The sequence below is a fragment of the Catenulispora sp. GAS73 genome (genome assembly GCF_041262085.1).
In the GTDB taxonomy this organism is placed as follows: Bacteria; Actinomycetota; Actinomycetes; order Streptomycetales; family Catenulisporaceae; genus Catenulispora.
In genome coordinates this window covers 43,539-60,171 of the sequence record NZ_JBGCCM010000038.1, presented here as the reverse complement: position 1 = coordinate 60,171, position 16,633 = coordinate 43,539, and the positions used below count along the sequence as shown (strand labels likewise).

16 protein-coding genes are annotated in these 16,633 nt (G+C 71.1%); 9 read left to right on the top strand and 7 right to left on the bottom strand.

Going from position 1 to position 16,633, the window contains the following annotated elements; genetic code table 11:
* Positions 1-29 precede the first annotated feature (29 nt).
* Positions 30-641: a TetR/AcrR family transcriptional regulator gene (locus ABH935_RS40910; RefSeq protein WP_370383362.1), complete on the bottom strand. Its 612-nt coding sequence runs from the start codon at positions 639-641 to the stop codon at positions 30-32.
* Between the two features lie 82 nt (positions 642-723).
* Here ABH935_RS40910 and ABH935_RS40905 point away from each other — a divergent pair, with 82 nt between their 5' ends.
* On the top strand, positions 724-1,656 hold the full coding sequence (locus ABH935_RS40905; protein WP_370383361.1) for an NADP-dependent oxidoreductase: 933 nt from the start codon (positions 724-726) through the stop codon (positions 1,654-1,656).
* A gap of 130 nt (positions 1,657-1,786) precedes the next feature.
* Here the strand turns inward: ABH935_RS40905 and ABH935_RS40900 are convergent, their stop codons facing one another.
* Positions 1,787-5,776 (bottom strand): peptidase S8, encoded by a 3,990-nt coding sequence (locus ABH935_RS40900; protein WP_370383360.1) that lies wholly within the window; start codon positions 5,774-5,776, stop codon positions 1,787-1,789.
* 119 nt (positions 5,777-5,895) lie between these two features.
* Between ABH935_RS40900 and ABH935_RS40895 the strand changes: the two genes are divergently transcribed.
* Both ABH935_RS40895 and ABH935_RS40890 read left to right on the top strand, forming a co-directional pair.
* Positions 5,896-6,870 carry a helix-turn-helix domain-containing protein gene (locus ABH935_RS40895; RefSeq protein ID WP_370383359.1) on the top strand — a complete coding sequence of 325 codons (975 nt, stop codon included), beginning with the start codon at positions 5,896-5,898 and terminating at the stop codon, positions 6,868-6,870.
* Positions 6,871-6,882: 12 nt separating this feature from the next.
* Positions 6,883-7,380 (top strand): GNAT family N-acetyltransferase, encoded by a 498-nt coding sequence (locus ABH935_RS40890; protein ID WP_370383358.1) that lies wholly within the window; start codon positions 6,883-6,885, stop codon positions 7,378-7,380.
* Positions 7,381-7,383: 3 nt separating this feature from the next.
* Here the strand turns inward: ABH935_RS40890 and ABH935_RS40885 are convergent, their stop codons facing one another.
* Positions 7,384-7,854, bottom strand: a complete 471-nt coding sequence (locus ABH935_RS40885) for an N-acetyltransferase family protein (protein WP_370383357.1) — start codon at positions 7,852-7,854, stop codon at positions 7,384-7,386.
* 110 nt (positions 7,855-7,964) lie between these two features.
* Here ABH935_RS40885 and ABH935_RS40880 point away from each other — a divergent pair, with 110 nt between their 5' ends.
* The 4 genes from ABH935_RS40880 (at position 7,965) to ABH935_RS40865 (ending at position 11,938) form a co-directional block, all read left to right on the top strand.
* Entirely contained in the window at positions 7,965-8,561 is a 597-nt protein-coding gene (locus tag ABH935_RS40880; protein WP_370383355.1) for a dihydrofolate reductase family protein, read from the top strand.
* A gap of 10 nt (positions 8,562-8,571) precedes the next feature.
* Positions 8,572-8,913, top strand: coding sequence for a YciI family protein (locus tag ABH935_RS40875; RefSeq protein WP_370383354.1), 342 nt, complete (start codon positions 8,572-8,574; stop codon positions 8,911-8,913).
* Between the two features lies 1 nt (position 8,914).
* Positions 8,915-10,216, top strand: coding sequence for an RNA polymerase sigma factor (locus tag ABH935_RS40870; RefSeq protein ID WP_370383353.1), 1,302 nt, complete (start codon positions 8,915-8,917; stop codon positions 10,214-10,216).
* A gap of 108 nt (positions 10,217-10,324) precedes the next feature.
* Positions 10,325-11,938 carry an MFS transporter gene (locus tag ABH935_RS40865; RefSeq protein ID WP_370383352.1) on the top strand — a complete coding sequence of 538 codons (1,614 nt, stop codon included), beginning with the start codon at positions 10,325-10,327 and terminating at the stop codon, positions 11,936-11,938.
* Between the two features lie 30 nt (positions 11,939-11,968).
* On the opposite strand, the gene ABH935_RS40860 is transcribed toward ABH935_RS40865, so the two are convergent.
* Positions 11,969-13,300, bottom strand: coding sequence for an MFS transporter (locus ABH935_RS40860; RefSeq protein ID WP_370383351.1), 1,332 nt, complete (start codon positions 13,298-13,300; stop codon positions 11,969-11,971).
* Positions 13,301-13,311: 11 nt separating this feature from the next.
* Positions 13,312-13,443: a hypothetical protein gene (locus ABH935_RS40855; RefSeq protein ID WP_370383350.1), complete on the bottom strand. Its 132-nt coding sequence runs from the start codon at positions 13,441-13,443 to the stop codon at positions 13,312-13,314.
* Between the two features lie 360 nt (positions 13,444-13,803).
* Between ABH935_RS40855 and ABH935_RS40850 the strand changes: the two genes are divergently transcribed.
* Positions 13,804-14,331, top strand: coding sequence for a hypothetical protein (locus ABH935_RS40850; RefSeq protein WP_370383349.1), 528 nt, complete (start codon positions 13,804-13,806; stop codon positions 14,329-14,331).
* Here the strand turns inward: ABH935_RS40850 and ABH935_RS40845 are convergent.
* On the bottom strand, positions 14,328-15,011 hold the full coding sequence (locus ABH935_RS40845; RefSeq protein WP_370383348.1) for a class I SAM-dependent methyltransferase: 684 nt from the start codon (positions 15,009-15,011) through the stop codon (positions 14,328-14,330). The genes ABH935_RS40850 and ABH935_RS40845 overlap by 4 nt on opposite strands.
* A 58-nt stretch (positions 15,012-15,069) precedes the next feature.
* On the bottom strand, positions 15,070-15,315 hold the full coding sequence (locus ABH935_RS40840) for a Smr/MutS family protein (protein WP_370351436.1): 246 nt from the start codon (positions 15,313-15,315) through the stop codon (positions 15,070-15,072).
* 255 nt (positions 15,316-15,570) lie between these two features.
* On the opposite strand from ABH935_RS40840, the gene ABH935_RS40835 reads away from it, so the two are divergent.
* Positions 15,571-16,602 carry a glycosyl hydrolase family 18 protein gene (locus ABH935_RS40835; protein WP_370383347.1) on the top strand — a complete coding sequence of 344 codons (1,032 nt, stop codon included), beginning with the start codon at positions 15,571-15,573 and terminating at the stop codon, positions 16,600-16,602.
* Positions 16,603-16,633: the final 31 nt, after the last annotated feature.

Here is a 16,633-nt window from a genome sequence, read left to right as displayed (position 1 = left end):
CAAACAGCCAAGCCGGCGGTGTAGCCCTCTCAAGCCGGCCAAGCCGCCAGCGCCACATCCGCCACGCGCTGCAAGTCCGCCTCGCTGGCGCCGTCGCGGGCCTGTGTCGACATGCCCTGAATCACCGCCGCGTAGAACGTCGCCAGCGCCGGCGCGTCCGTCGTCGGCGGCAGCGTGCCGGCCGCCACGTCGGCCGCGATGCGGTTGGCGATGGCCTGCTTCGTGTCCTCGCGGTAGCCGCGCAGTTCCTCGGCGACGTCCTGGGAGGCGTCGGAGGTGTTGGTCGCGGCGTCGATCACCAGGCAGCCCGGCGGGTGGTCGGCGGCGGTGTACTCGGTGGCCGCCAGGCGCAGCATCGTCTCCACGACCCCGCGCGCCGTCGGCTGTCCCAGTGCGCGGGCGCCGTAGTCGCCGTGGGTCTCGGCGTAGCGCTGGACCGCGGCGCTGAACAGCTTCCGCTTGTCGCCGAACGCCGCGTAGAGGCTTGGCGGGTTGATTCCCATCGCCTTGGTCAGGGTGGAGATGGAGGTCGCTTCGTAGCCGTGGCGCCAGAACTCCATGAGCGCCGCTTCCAGTGCCTGGTCGCGGTCGAAGCCCCGGGGGCGTCCCTTGGCGGTCGCTGTGCTCGTCGCTGTACTCACGGACTCATTCTATAGCGATCGCTAGAGAATGTGGTACGGTCATTCTGTAACGACCACTACAGAAAGTGTGGAAGGACTTCCCATGCGCGCTGTCACCCAGGACTCCTTCGGCGACCCGAGCGTCCTGCACGCTGTTGACCTGCCCAAGCCCACCCCGCTGCCCTCCGAAGTACTGGTGCGCGTGCACGCCTCCGGCATCAACCCCGTCGACGCCATGGTCCGCTCGGGGGCGTTCCCGATGCTCGGGCAGCCGCCGTTCGTCCTGGGCTGGGACATCTCAGGCGTCGTGGAAGAGGCCGTCCCCGGCGTCACCCGCTTCGCGGTCGGCGACGAGGTCTACGGCATGCCGTTCTTCCCGCGCGCCGGCAACGGCTACGCCGAGTACGTCGCCGTCCCCTCCCGGCAGCTGGCCCGCAAGCCCGCCGCGCTCGACCACGCCCACGCCGCCGCGCTCCCGCTGGCCGGCCTCACCGCGTGGCAGGCGCTCGTCGACACCGCCGCGGTGGCCGCCGGCGACCGGGTCCTGATCCACGCCGGCGGCGGCGGGGTCGGGCACCTGGCGGTGCAGATCGCCAAGGCCCGCGGCGCGCGCGTGCTCGCCACCGCCAGCGCCGCCAAGCGCGACTTCGTGCTCGGCCTCGGGGCCGACGAGGTCGTGGACTACCGCGCGGTCGACGTCGCCGAGGCGGTGCGCGACGTGGACGTCGTGCTGGACACCGTCGGCGGGCCGGTCGGGCGCCGGTCGATCGAGGTGCTGCGGCCCGGCGGCCTGCTGGTGACGATCGTGGACCGCACCGACATGGAGCTGCGCGCCGCGACGATCGACGCCGGACGTCGGTTCGCGGGCGTGACCGTCGAGCCCGACCACGTGGGCCTCGAACAGCTCGCCGCGCTCGTGGACGCCGGGAAGTTGCGGCCGTACGTCGAGCACGACGTGCCGCTGGACGACGCCGCCAAGGCCCACGAGCTCATCGAGTCCGGGCGCACCCAGGGCAAGATCGTGCTGACGGTCTGAATTCAGCCCTTTGCAGGATCTGGGGAAAGGGCCGCCGCCCCGCCGAGCTGCTCTGGGGAGCAGTCCGACGAGGCGGCGGTGGGTTGCCGATCTTCGGTCAGGCGCCGATCAGCGTCCGATCAGCATCTACTCAGTAGCTGAACTGCTCGATCTGGCTCCATCCCGGCCCGTACGTGAACCCGGTCCGGGTCGCCGGGTCGATCTGGACGTCCGGCTCGGCCGTGAACGCCAGCGGGCCGCCGAAGCCGTGGGTGAACTGGAACGAGGACAGGGTCTTCAGCACCTTGCCCGTGTCGGTGTCCACCACGTCGATCTGGCTGCGGGAGTTGCTGTCGGTCAGGACGCCGCCCGGGTGCCCGAAGATCGACAGCGGCTGCGGGCTGGCGTAGGTGATCAGCGCCACGTGGTGCGCGCTGTCCACGGCCACCGGGCCGGCCATCTGCTGCCGCAGCGTGCCGCCGCCGGTCGTGGTCAGGGTCTTCTCGTCGACCTGGTTCAGCGTGGTGTGGCTCAGGAAGTTGACGCTGAAGCTGGCGTAATTCAGCAGCGTGGCCTTGGAACCGTCCTGCGCCGAGGCGAAGCTGGTCCCGCACTTCGGGGTGAAGCCGGTGCCGGCCGTGACCACCCCGGTGGCCTCGCTGACGTTGATCACCGCGTTCGACGCGCCGCCGAAGCACAGCGCGCTGTCGGCGAGGTGCGCGAGCTGGACGGTGCCAGTGCTCGCGTCGACGTCGATGCCGTTGTAGTACGCACGGGTCGCCTTGACCGCGGCGTCCGGCTCGATCGGCGTGCCCGCCGCGCCGGTGCCGACGTTCACGGTCAGCAGCTCGTCGTGGTAGTCCGACTTCGCCCACTGCAGCACCCAGGCCTGGTGCCGCGTGGCGTCCACCCGGCCGCCGATGACCAGGCCGGGCGTGTTCTGCACGACCTGCGGCGTGCCGACCAGCGAGCCGTCGGCCAGGTTCCGCACTTCCAGCTGATACGAGTCCTGGCTCACGACGTGCATCAGGACCACGCGATGCGCCGAGTCGTCCACGCCGATGATCGCGTAGGGCCCGGCCTGGGTGGTGTCGGAGGTGATGACCGATCCGTACGTCCCGGTCGCCGGGTCGTAGTGCCGCACCGACTCACCGGCGTCGGAGGCGTCGGTCACCAGCGCGACCGAGTCCGCGCCCTTGGTCGCGAAGTCCACGACCTGCCCGCCGGCCGGCGGCAGCCCGTCGTCCACGGCCAGGGTCGAGGACGGCGAGGCCTGCCCGGCCGCCTTGCCGTCCCAGCCGACCGGCACCACGCGCACGTTGTACTGCGAGGCCGTGGGCAGGCCGAGCTTGAGTGCGTCCAGCGTCACGGTCCCGGAGCGTCCGGGGAGCCGCTGGTAGACCAGCGAGCCGGCGTCGAAGCCGTCGCCGTCGCGGGCGGTGCCGTTCATCGCGGTGAAGGTGTTGAGCGAGTTCCACAGCGTCGGCGCGCCGGAGGAGATCTCCAGCATCGCGCCGGCCGCGCCGGGCACCGAGTCCACCGAGTACCGCACGCTGAACGTCGGGGCCTTGCGGGAGACCTCCGCCTGGTGGCCGAAGACGGCCTTGGCGTCGGAACCGTCGGTGGCCTCGGAGGCGTCTGCGGCACCGTGGCGGCCGCCGGCGGTCAGGGTCGGCGCGTCCGGACGGCGGTCGGCGGTGAAGCCCGCGACCCGGATCGGCGCGGACTCGCCGTAGATCGGGTAGCTCGCGTTCGAGTAGTCCTGGATGATCGTGACGCCGTAGATGCCGCCGCCGGAGGCGAACGCCGAGGCGGGGATTTTCACATCGCCGGAGGTGCCGGTGAGCGGCGTGGTCCACGCGTTGTTGTAGAGCGGCGCGAGCACCGGGCTCCAGTGGCCGACGGTCGAGACCGCCAGGGTCGGGTTGTTGACGGTGCGCACGCCGGTGAGGTCGTAGTGCACTGTCACGTCCTGGCCCGCCGCGACGGTCGCCGGGGCGGTCGGCGCCGGCGCCTCCAGGTAGGTGCCGTCGGTCGCGCTGAGGGTGAGGGACTGCGTGATCGTCGCGGTCGTCCGGCCGTGGGAGAGCACGTCGAAGCGGACCGAGACGGTGCGCGGCGTCGTGGAGACCACCGGCAGCCCGGCGGCGGTCAGCAGCTGGGTCGGGGTGATCCGGATCGCCGGGGTGTCGGAGTCGAAGTGCTGCGAGCCGACGGTCAGGCGGTAGCGGCTGCTGCTTCCGGCGTTCACCACGTCCGCGGCGAACGTGAGCGGGCCGACCAGGCCCTCGCCGGTCTTCTGGTTGTGGATGTCGCTCGGCCCGGCCAGGTCGATCGAGCCGGGGTCGGTGCTCTCCAGGAACTCGCCGCCCTCCTGGCCCAGCAGCACGTGGTGCTGGACGCCGAGGCGGACGATCTGGGTGGCGCCGTGCTTGGCGTCGACGGCGTCGGTGTTGCCGTTGCCGGGGGCACTGGCGGTGGTGCCGGCGTCGTCCCGGTGCGAGCCCGGTAGCAGGTGCTCGACCGCGGCGGTGACGTCCACCTGCGGGCCGACGTTCAGGCTCCGGTCGATCTGGTCCGGCGTGGCCACCTTGCGTCCGGTGTCCACCAGCAGGTCCCTGATCTGCTGCGGCGTCAGGGTCCGGCCGGTCAGCTTCGCGGCGCCGTCGACCACGGCCGCGGCGGCCGCGATCTCCGGGGCCGAGGCGGAGGTGCCGCCGGTCAGGCTCACGTCGACGCTCTGCGCCGAGTGGCCCTGGGCGTGTGAGAACGCCGGGATGTTGTCGCTGGGCGCCGACAGGTCGATGCGCGAGCCGAAGCCGGAGGAGAAGTTGCCGCTGCCGGTGATCCGGGTCTCGGCGACGGTCGCCGGACCCGCGGTGCCGGCCGCCAGCGTGTCGTCGGTGGTGCTGCCGCCGGCCGCGATGGCGCCGCTGTCCGGCACCTCGCTCGGGGTGGTGGACATCGAGTCGTCGTCGATGGTCGTGGCCTGATGCGCGGAGTGCGCCACGTCGGTGGGGGTGCTGCCGCCGTCCGGGCCGACCGCGGTCGGGGTGAACAGGCGGGTGCCGTCGTTGGCGGCGATGGAGACCGTGATGCCGTACTGGTGCACGATCTGCGTGATCGTGGCCTGGATCGACGGATCGTCCTCCAGGTACCGGCCGGGGAAGCCCTGGCTGTCGGTGCCGAAGCCGAGGCTGGCGTTGATCACGTTCGGCCGCGGGGTCTGGCGCGCGGCGGCCAGCAGCGCCACCCGGATCTGGTCCGGGGTCGGGCTGGAGGGCACCACCAGGCGGTACTTCGCACCGGGCGCCACACCGAGCAGGTCGGTGAAGCCGCTGCCGGCGTTCTCCGGACGCTGATCCTGGTGCGGCAGCGGGGCCATCACGCTGAAGTCCAGCATGATCTCGCCGTTGGTCGGGTCCTGGTTCTCGGTGGAGCCCAGCGGGTCCAGGTGCCCGGCGGTGTCGGCGACGTAGGTGGGAATCAGCGGCATGGACGGCAGGTCCAGGTAGCGCTGGCCGCCGGAGACGACGGTGGTCGGGCCGAACTGCTGGACGTAGCCGTCGCCGGCGGCGGCCATCGAGGCGTCGGTGAGGTCGCCGACGCAGACGTTGGTGATGATCTCGCCCTGGCCGGGCAGCTTGCCGTAGCGGGTCTGCAGGTCGCTGTAGGCGCCGAGGGCGTCCACGCCGCCGGAGTTGATCCAGCTCTCCAGCGAGGAGGAGATGCCGTAGTTCGACGGCAGGCCCGAGGTGTTCGCCAGGGCCAGCCGCTTGGGCCCGGTCGCGGTGGCGTCGGTCTTGGCGGCGGCGACCAGCGAGGCCGGGATCGGTGTGCTGGAGCTGATCATGCTGCTGACGGCGTGGCCGCCGGCGGTGGCCGAGCTCCCGGCCGGCGCCGGATGGTCCGAGGCCTTCCAGGTTTCGCCGAACGCTGAGGCCCCGGCGGTGGTGACGGAGCCCTGCGGGCCGAAGGCGGCGGGGGTGCGGCCCGGGACGGTCGGGGCGGACGAGTCGGCGCTCGCCGCGCCGATGGTGCCGAGCGTGCCGGCGGCCAGCGTGGTGCCCGCGATCAGGGCCGTGATCAGGCGTATTCGACTTCTTGCGGCGGTGGGCCGGGGTGAACGGGGATTGTGCATTCGGTTCCTCACACGCTTCAGTGAATGAACGGTGGGAACAACCTGGCAGCGTGCGGGGTGATGGCACAAGAAGGCCAGCGGGGCGTATTCTCGCCACCCGGCGTGATTACGCCAGAGCCGTGGACAAGGGGGCTGACGTGCTGGAATCGGTGGGCCTCCCAGAACCGTGCGGCACCGTCTACTCAGCGCTCGTTGAGCATCCGGAGTCTGGTGCGGCGCGGCTGGCGGAGCTGACCGGGCTGCCGCCGGCCAAAGTCCGCGCCGCGCTGGACCGGTTGACCGCCGAGGGACTGGCCAGCCGCGCCGCTGGGCGCGCGGCGGTGTGGTTCGCCTCAGCCCCGGACATCGCCATCGGCTCCCTGGTGGGACGCGCGGAGCAGGAACTGGTGCGCGTCAGGTCCTTGATGAACGAGCTCATGGACAGTTACCGCGAGGCCGCTCGCTACACCGACCCCTCCCTGTCGGTGGAGGTGGTCCGCGGCCACGAGGAGATCAGCCGCCGCTTCGACCACCTGCAGACCGAGGCCCGCCACCAGATCCGCGGCTTCGACCGGCCGCCCTACCTCGACGCCCCCGGCACCAACCACGACAACGCGGCGCGCCGGGCCCGCTCCGGCCTGAGCTACCGCGTGATCTACACCCGCGCCGCCCTGGCCTGGCCCGGCCGCCTCACCGAGGACATCAAGCCGTCGCAGACCTTCGGTGAGCACGCCCGCACCCGCCCGACGCTGCCGATCAAGATGGTGATCAGTGACGACCGCCAGGCCCTGATCCCGATCCGCGACCCGGAGGAGGCACTGACCACGGCCTACGTGATCCACCCGTCATCGCTGCTGGACGCACTGATCGCGCTGTTCGAGGCCGAATGGCGCCTGGCGCTGCCGATACCGGGCACCACCGGCGCCGGCCCGGACGAGACCACCCGCACCCTGCTCCTGCTGCTGGCCTCCGGCCAGACTGACGAGGCGATCGCCCGGGCGCTGGGCTGGAGCTTCCGGACCACGCAGCGGCGAGTGCAGGCCTTGATGCGGAGCCTGGACGCGACGACGCGGTTTCAGGCGGGAATGGAGGCGCGGGGGCGGGGGTGGGTGTGATGAACTGCCCAGATGTCTGCCGAAATTGAGCTCCCCATCCATGTCCGGGACCTGACGCACGCGGATCTCCCGCACATTGCTTGGTCCGGCTCCGCGCTGCATCTGCTCGTCGTGGAGAACGAGCTGGATCGTGCCGCGGCCGGAGTGGCGGACTACCTCGCGGTGTGCGCCGCCAAGTCGGACCTCCCGCTGGCGATCGGCGGTATCGATTACGAGCTCGCCCCCGGCGCCGGTTCGATCCATCAGCTCGCGACGATGCCCGCGCTCCAGTCCTGCGGCCTGGGCACCGCCCTGATCGAGGCTGCCGAGGAGCGCATCCGCCGGCGTGGCCTGGTCCGTGCCGAGCTCGGCGTCGAGCAGGAGAATCCGCGGGCGCGGGCGTTGTACGAGCGGCTGGGCTACGTCGTGTTCGACGTCCGCCCCGACTCCTGGGACGAGGAGGCGCCGGACGGCGCAATCCGCCGCTACGAGACAGTGTGCGCGATCATGGCCAAAGACTTGCGGGGCTAGCGCTCAGGACCCGAACGCCACCAACGCGTCCCCGGTCAACCGCATCGTGGTCCACTCGTCCATCGCCACCGCCCCGAGCGACTTGTAGAACCCGATCGACGGCTCGTTCCAATCCAGCACGCTCCACTCCACCCGGCTGTACCCGCGCTCGACCGCGATCCGCGCCAGCTCGCGCAGCAGCGCGCTCCCGTACCCGCCGCCGCGCGCTTCGGGACGCACGAACAGGTCCTCCAGGTAGATGCCGTGCGTGCCGTTCCACGTGGAGAAGTTCAGGAAGTACAGCGCGAAGCCGACCGGGCTCCCGGCGTCGTCCTCGGCGATCAGCGCGAAGACCGCCGGGTGCTCGGCGAACAGGGCCGCGTGCAGCTGCTCCTCGGTCGCCTTGGCGGCGTCCGGCTCGCGCTCGTAGTCGGCGAGGGCGGCGATCAGCGCGCGGATGGTCGGGACGTCGGCGGGGGCGGCGGGGCGGATCATGGAGTCAGCCTAACCGGGACACGATGTCCTCACGGCGGCGTGTCTGTTTCGGGCATCCCCGTTCGTGTAGAGGGTGAGAACGATCCACCCGAAGCACGAAGGAGAACGTCATGGCCGAGATCGTGGTCACCGAGAGCCTCACCCTGGACGGTGTCATGCAGGCCCCAGCCGGCGCCGACGAAGACCTGCGCGGCGGCTTCCCGCACGGAGGCTGGGCCGCCCCCTACGCTGACGAGATCATGGGTGCGGAGATGGCCAAGGGCATGGCGCGGCCGGGAGTGATGCTGTTCGGGCGCCGCACCTACGAGTCCCTGGCCGCGCACTGGCCCAAGCAGACCGACGGCAACCCGTACACCGAGAAGCTGAACAAGGTGCAGAAGTACGTGGTGTCGCGCACGCTCACCGAACCCCTGCCGTGGGTGAACTCGACCGTGGTGCCCGGCGACGGCGACGTCCCGAAGGCGGTCGCCGAGCTGCGCGACACCGTCGAGGGCGCCATCGCGGTCCTCGGCAGCGGCCAGCTGGTCCGCACCCTGGCTGCTGCGGGCCTGGTCGACCGGTACGTCCTGCTGATCCACCCGCTGGTCCTGGGCACCGGCCTGCGCCTGTTCGAGGGCGCGGAGCTGGGCCGGATGCGGCTGGTCGACTCGGTCCGCACCGGAACCGGCGTGATCATCGCGACCTACGAACCGACCCACGAAGCCTGAGGAGGCGACCGTGACCCGCTACCTGCTCTCCATCTACCAGCCCGACGGCCCGCTGCCCACCGACGAGCGGCTCGCCGAGATCAACCGTGACCTCGAAACGCTGAACGTCGAGCTGCGGGCGGTCGGCTCGTGGGTGTTCGACGGGGGACTGCATCCGGCGAGCACGGCGACCGTGCTCCGGCCCGGCGCCGGCGAGGTCATGATCACCGACGGGCCGTTCGTGGACAGCAAGGAGCACCTCGGCGGCATCAAGATCATCGATGCTCCGGACCTGGACGCCGCGCTCGGCTGGGCGGCGAAGCTGACGCGCGCGGTCGGGCTGCCGGTCGAAGTCCGGCCGTTCCTGGGCTGACGTGACACGGGGCACGGACAGCGTGAACAACACCGACAAGGCCGACATCGAAGCCGTCTTCCGCGCCGAATACGGCCGCGCGGTGGCCGTCCTGGTCCGCTCCCTCGGCGACATCGACCTCGCCGAGGAAGCGGTCCAGGAAGCCTTCACCACCGCCCTGCAACGCTGGCCCGAGGACGGCCGGCCGGCGTCCCCGGTCGGCTGGATCATCACCACCGCCCGCAACCGCGCCATCGACCGCCTGCGCCGCGAGGCCCGCCGCGCCGACCACTACGCCCAGGCGGCCCTCCTGCACTCCGCCGGTGCTGCCGCCACCGCCAATACCGGCACCACCGATCTCGAACCCCACCGCGAAACCGACGCCGAACCGGAGGACCCGGTGCGCGACGACCGCCTTCGCCTCATCTTCACCTGCTGCCACCCGGCCCTGTCCGCCCCGGCCCGGGTGGCCCTGACCCTGCGCCTGCTCGGCGGCCTGACCACCGCCGAGATCGCCCGCGCCTTTCTGGTCAGCGAGCAGACCATGTCCCAGCGCCTGGTCCGCGCCAAGGGCAAGATCCGCGCCGCGCACATCCCGTACCGGATCCCGTCGGAAGCCGAGCTGCCGGACCGGCTGCGCGCCGTCCTCTCCGTCGTCTACCTGATCTTCACCGAGGGTCACTCCGCGACCTCCGGCGAGAACCTGGTCCGCGCCGACCTGTGCGCCGAGGCGATCCGCCTGGCCCGGTTGCTCACCGAGCTGATGCCGGACGAGCCCGAGGCCGCCGGCCTGCTCGCGTTGCTGCTGCTCACCGAGGCCCGCCGCCCGGCGCGGGTCGGCCCCGACGGCGAACTGGTGCTGCTCGCCGACCAGGACCGCGCACTCTGGGACCGGGACCTGATCGTCGAGGGCCAGGACCTGGTCCGGGCCTGCCTGCGCCGCGGACAGCCCGGCCCCTACCAGCTCCAGGCCGCGATCAACGCAGTGCACAGCGACGCCCCCGACGCCGAACACACCGACTGGGGCCAGATCCTCGCCCTCTACGGCACCCTCCTGGCTGTCGAGCCGACCCCGGTCGTCGCCCTCAACCGGGCCGTCGCGCTGGCCGAGGCCGACAGCGTCGCCGCAGCTCTGGACGTCGTCGACGACCTCGCCGAGCCGCTGGCCGAATACGGGCCCTACCACGCGGTCCGCGCCGACCTGCTGCGCCGGGCCGGCCGCACCGCGGAGGCTGTCGCCGAATACGAGCTCGCCGCCGATCGGGCCGGCAACGCCAGCGAACGGGCTTTCCTGCTGTCCCGGCGGGACGCGCTCTTGGCGTGATCGGCGGCTATGCACCATGATGGCGTCGCGGTTGCCCGCCGGGGGGACATATCAGTGGCGGAAATCGACGTTCGGGCATGTCATCAGTGGTTCACAGGGGAGGGGATTATGTCCGAAGCCGTACCAGTCGACGGAAGATCGAAGAATCTGGTCCTGGCGGCGATGATCTTCGCGGTCTCCATGACGTTCATCGATCAGACGATCGTGTCCATCGCGGTGCCGGAGATCCAGACGAAGCTGGGGCTGTCCGCGACCGGCGTGCAGTGGGCGGTCAACGCCTACCTGCTCGCCCTGGCCTCGCTGTTCGCCTTCGGCGGCCGGCTGGCCGACACGCTGGGCCACCGCCGGATGGTGACGGTCGGCGTCATCATCTTCGCCGCCGCCTCGGCGATGTGCGGCGCCACGCCCAAGGGTTCGCTGGCCGAGGCCTGGCTCATCACCTTCCGCGCGCTGCAGGGGCTGGGCGGCGCGATCATGTTCCCGGCGGCGCTGGCCATCGTCGTGCAGACCTACGAGGTGCGCGAGCGCGGCAAGGCCCTGGCCACCTTCTTCGGCATCTCCGGCGCGCTGACCGCGATCGGCCCGATCATGGGCGGCTTCCTGACGCAGTGGACCTGGCGCGCGATCTTCTGGGTCAACCTGCCGGTCGCGGCCGTGGCGATCCTGCTGATCGCGCTGTCCAAGCCGGTCACCGACTTCCGCCCGGCCAAGATGGACTACCGCGGGCTGGCGCTGATCACCGGCGGCATCGTGCTGGGCGTCTTCGGCTTCCAGCAGGCCCCGCTGTGGGGCTGGAGCAACCCGGCGATCGGGATCTGCATCGCCGCCGGCCTGGTCCTGCTGCTCGTCTTCTACCGGGTCCAGCGCGGCACCGACTCGCCGCTGATCGATATGGACATCTTCCGCAACCGGACGTTCCTGGTCGAGAACCTGGTCCTGGGCATCGCGATGCTGGTGTTCGTGCCGCTGTTCCTGTTCTCCAGCGAGTACGCGCAGATCTCGCTCGGCAAGCAGGCCAAGGACGCTGGCGTGTTCCTGCTCTACTTCTTCATCGGCTTCGCCGTCGCCACCCAGATCGGCGGCCGCATGCTCGACCGGGTCGGCGCCAAGCGGCCGGTCACCATGGGCTGCGTGCTGGCCGCCGTGGGTTTCTTCCTGTGGGCCCAGAAGGTCACCACGCTCGACTTCGGCAAGCAGCAGTGGTTCATCGTCCTGGCCGGCGCCGGCATCGGCTTCATGCTCTCCCCGGCCAGCACCGACGCGGTGAACCAGGCCGGGCGGTACTCCTACGGCGAGGCCACCGGCATCACGCAGACGATCCGGAACTATGCGGCGAGCCTGGGGTTGGCGGTGCTGGGGACGACGCTGGTGTCGCGGATGCGGACCAACGTCGCCAACCAGCTGGTCGCCCAGGGTGCGCCGCGCGGCGTCGCCGACCACCTGGCGGCCGGGCTGGCGCAGATGCAGAGCAGCAGCTCCTCCAGCGGGTCTTCGAGCAGCGGGGCTCCGGACCTGTCGCAGATCCCACACTTCTACAAGGTGGCCTTCGCGCAGTCGACCGCGACGATCTTCTACGCGATGGCCGGGATCATGGCGGCGGCCGCGATCGTGGCTTTCGTCGGGCTCAAGCGCGGTGTCGCGCCGGAGGCTGTCGCGGCGGCTGACGCTGTCGAGGCTCCGGACGGCGGGCCGACGCAGGGGGCTGCGGAGGCGACTGCTTAAGCAGCTCGCTTTTCGGTCGGTTGTACTTGTCTACGGCGCCGTCGTCGCCGCGGCTCGTGGGCGCAGCGTGAAGCTGATGCCCAGCGCGAGCGCGGTGACGGCGGCGCCGATCCATGCCGTCGTGGTGAAGCCGCTGTCGGTGGGGAACAGCGCACCGGCCGGGGTGTGCGCGGCCAGCAGCAGGGCGCTCAGGGTGCTGCCGAGCGAGAAGCCGATGCTGCGGACCACCTGGTTGACACCCATGGCGCTCGCCGTCTCCTGCGCCGGGGTCACCTCCAGGATCACCGCGGGCATGGCCGCCGAGAAGGCGCCGACCCCGAGACCGAGGAGCATCATCGACACCAGCGGTCCGGCGATCGTGCCGCGGGCCACGGCGAACAGCGCGAACGCGGCGATCACGACGCCGGTCGCGGCGGTGACCAGCGCCGGCGCCGACAGGCGCTTGCGCACCTGGGGGCTGAGACGGCCGGCGACGAAGCCGACGACCGAGAACGGGACGAGGAACAGGCCCGCGGCGAACGTGCTCAGGCCGAAGCCGTACCCTGCGACGCGCGGAGTCTGCACGTAGCGCGTGATGCAGGACAGCAGCAGATACATCCCCACCCCGGCCACCAGCATCGCGGCGTTCGCCCCGGCCACCGCGCGGTGGCGCAGCAGCCGCAGGTCCACCAGCGGCGCGGTGAGCGCGCGTTCGCGCAGCGTCCAGGCCGCGAGCAGGAGCAGGGCCGCGACGACGCCGCCGATCGCCAGCGGCAGATGGTGCTGCCACAGACTCGCCTCGCCGAGGACCAGCAGCAGCACCAGCACCCCGGCGGTGAGCAGGCCGCTGGCAGTTGGGTCCGGCGCCGGGGCGACAGGCTGCTGCGAGGCGGGGAAGAAGCGGAACGCGACGAGCAGCGCCACCGCTGAGAGACCCAGCGCGGCCGCGTAGGCGAGGCGGATGCCGCCGACGTCGGTGAGGTAGCCCGCCAGCGGATAGCCGAAGCCGACTCCGGCGGTGGAGGCGACCGAGATCATCGCGATGGTCGAGGCGGCTCCGGCCTTGTCGAGGTGCTCGCGCGCCGAGGCCATCATCAGCGGACCCAGGGCCAGCCCGCAGCCCTGCGCCGCGCGTCCCACGAGCAGCGGCCCGAGGGGGAGCGGCAGCACCGTCAGGACACTGCCGGCCACGATCACGCCGAGCGTCGCCAGGACGACGGCGCGGCGGCGCGAGCCGGAGCCGAGGCGGCCCAGGACGGGGGTCGCCACGGCGCCGGTGAGGAGGGAGACGGTGAGCGTCCACTGCGCCGCCGCGAGCGAGACGTGCAGCGTGGTCGCGACGCTGGTGATCAGCGGGCCGCCGACGCTGCCGACGACGGCCATGACCACGCCGATCAGCAGCAGGGCGCGGGGGAGCGGGGCGGCGCGGGACGGTTCGCCGAGGCCCGGCTTCGGCGGGCCGGCGCCAGGAACGTCTTGACCGTCACCGGATCCAGCCCGGTCGTGTCGGCGACCAACTGCCACATGCCGGCGAAGCTCTCGCCGCGTCACGCATGGCACCGGTGAGCTGTTCGAACGCTGATCGCCCCACCCCGACCGCGAACTCCTCGGCGGCGATGAGCGTGCCATGCAGGCATGTTACTAGTCACGAACAAGTAACAACGCCGGGGTGCGAACGACCGCTCGCAGGCGGAGGATGGAGAGAGACGATAAGAGGTGGCGACGCTATGCGAGCCCGGGCCATCGCACTGGTGGTGGCGGTGGGGTGCGCTGCCGGAGGGTGTGCTTCGGCGGCGGCTCAGCCGAGTGCCTCCCCATCGCCGACTTCGACCGCCTCGCGAACCTCGACGCCCGCACCTCCGTCGACCTCGACGACCACGGTTACGGTGACACCGCCCCCGACGCCCTCGGCCACGCCGACTCCCGCAGCCCCGGTGGTAACGCCGACGCCGACAGCACAGGACCCGGCGGCCGTGGTCTCGGCGTTCTATGCGGCCATCAACGCGCAGGACTATGCCACGGCGTGGAAGCTCGGAGGCGACAACCTCGGCTTCACGTACAGCGCGTTCGCGGCAGGCTTCGCCGGCACGGCCCACGACACACTGACCATCACCGGCGAGGCGGGCAACACGGTCGACGTGCATCTCGAAGCCTTGCAGGCCGACGGCTCGACCAAGGTCTACGACGGCTCCTACCAGGTCAGCAACGGCCAGATCATCAAGGGGCAGCTGAGCCAGAGCACCACGGTCGTCGCGCCGACCTCTCCGCCGCAGGGGGTCATCACGGACCCGCACGGCGGTTTCTACAGCCGCGGCGAGTTCTGCCCGGACGCCGATGCCGGCCTCACGACCGTCGATGCCAGCGGCAATGTCCTGACCTGCGTCCTCGAATCAGGCGCGTACCACTGGCACTAACCGCATGATTGGTTCGATCTGACAGCAGGCGCCTGCCGCAACCCCATCGGCGCGCGCCCCGGCGCCGTCCACTCGATCATGTACCGCAGCTGCAACGTCCGGTGCCAGCGCGCCCCGGGCAGCGCGTCCAGGGCGGTCTTCTTCGACTGGGCCCACGACGGGATGGCGTCGAAGCTCACCGGCATGCCGTCCGGGCCCGACTTGCCGCCGTGGGCGAGGCGGATGGTGTGCATCAGCGGGACCTGCGCCGCCGCGATCAGCCAGTCCACCGCCGACCGGCTCATTGCCAGGCCGGCCACTACCAGCCGGCCGCCGGGTTCCAGGAGTGAGGCCATGGCCTGCAGGGCCGGTTCGGGGTCCATGTGGTGCAGCGCGGCGACTGAGGCGACGAAGCTGAACGAGTGGCGGGGGAGCACGCCGTCGCGGACCGCGGCCAGGAAGTCGGCCTCGACGACCTCGACGTCCAGGCCCGCGGTGCGGCGGCGGGCCTGTTCGGCCATCTCCGGTGAGGCGTCCAGGGCCACGACCCACGTGGCGTGCGCGGCCAGCTTCTGCGCGAGCAGGCCGTCGCCGCAGCCGACGTCCAGGGCCGAGCGGCAGTATGGCGGCATCGCGCGCACGATGCGGGCGTGGTGCGCGACGTTGTGGTTCCAGTAGTCGTGGTTCCGGGAGTACGTCACATCAGGTCAGACGACTTTTGATCGAGGAACGGTTCGGGTTGTCGTGTAACAACCGCGGTTACCGGAAGTGCACCAGAATCCGCCCCGCGTTGTTCGGGTCCTCCTCGACCCGCGCATAGAGCCGCCGCAGTTGCTGCTGTCCGAGGAACGCCATGACCCGCCGCTTCAGCGTGCCCGCGCCGCGACCCGGGATGATCTCCAGGACGTCGACGCCGGTCGCGGAGCAGCGGAACAGAGCTTGCTGGACGGTGCGGTAAATGGCGCGGTCGTCGCGGAAGACGCCGTGCAGGTCCAGGGTCTCCATCGCGGTGGCCTCCCGGGTGTCGGTGCGCTGGCGCGCGGTCCCACCATATGACTGACGGCGGCCGAGACGTCCTGAGGCTGCGCCTGAGCTTGAACGTCGAACCCTCGACCTGAGGTTGAAGGTCGGGGTGGCTCAACCCTGAACCCGATCTTGAACCAGGGCCTTGACCTGCGCGCTCCCGCGCCCTACTGTCCGGCATCAGTTAGTAATCCTTACTGACAAGAAGCCGGTACGGACAAAAGCCCGGGAGAGCCCGTGAAGCGCACCCGAACCACCCTCGTGACCGCCGTGGTCGCGCTGGCGACCGCCGCGTCGCTGTCCGGCGCCACGGCGTCGGCCGACTGCCGGCAGCTGCCGAAGCACATCTTCGCTCCCTACTTCGAGGGCTACACGACCGACAGCCCGGCGGCGCTGGCCGCCGCCTCCGGCAACAAGTACCTGACGCTGGCGTTCATCCAGACCCCGGCGCCGGGCTCCTGCGACATCGACTGGAACGGGAACCCGGCCGCGCCGATCGCCTGGTCACACTACGGCGCGGACATCGCGAAGATCCGGGCGGCCGGGGGCGACGTCGTGCCCTCATTCGGCGGGTACGCCGCCGACCACGGGCAGCAGGAGATCGCCGACAGCTGCACCGACGTGAACAAGATCGCGCAGGACTACGAGTCCGTCGTCACCACCTACGGCGTCACGCGGCTGGACTTCGACGTCGAGGACTTCTCCGAGTCCAACGCGGCCGGCGTGGACCGGCGGAACAAGGCGATCAAGATCGTCGAGGACTGGGCCGAGCGGACCGGGCGGCGGGTGCAGTTCGTCTACACCGTAGGCACGAACATGACCGGGTTGAATGTGCCGACCGGCGTGAACGTGATCCAGAACGCGGTCGCGAACCACGCGCGGATCGACATCGTCAACATCATGACGTTCGACTACTACGATAACCAGCCGCACGAGATGGCCGCCGACACCGCCACGGCCGCCGCCGCGGTGGTGCAGCAGCTGCGCGCGGTGTACCCGCACGAGTCCGACTCCGAGCTCTACCACCACCTCGGCGTCACCGAGATGATCGGCATCGACGACTTCGGGCCGCCGGAGGTTACCACCCCCGCCGACGCCGTCGCCATCGAGAAGTGGGCCGCGAAGAAGGGGCTCGCGGAGCTCTCGTTCTGGGCGCTGGAGCGGGACAACGGCGGCTGCGTCGGGACCGCCGGCAGCGACAGCTGCTCGGGCGTCGCGCAGAATACATGGCAGTTCAGCAACACGTTCGAGGCCTTCACGAAGCGGTAGCGCGTCGCGGGTCACGCGGACGGCGCCGTGG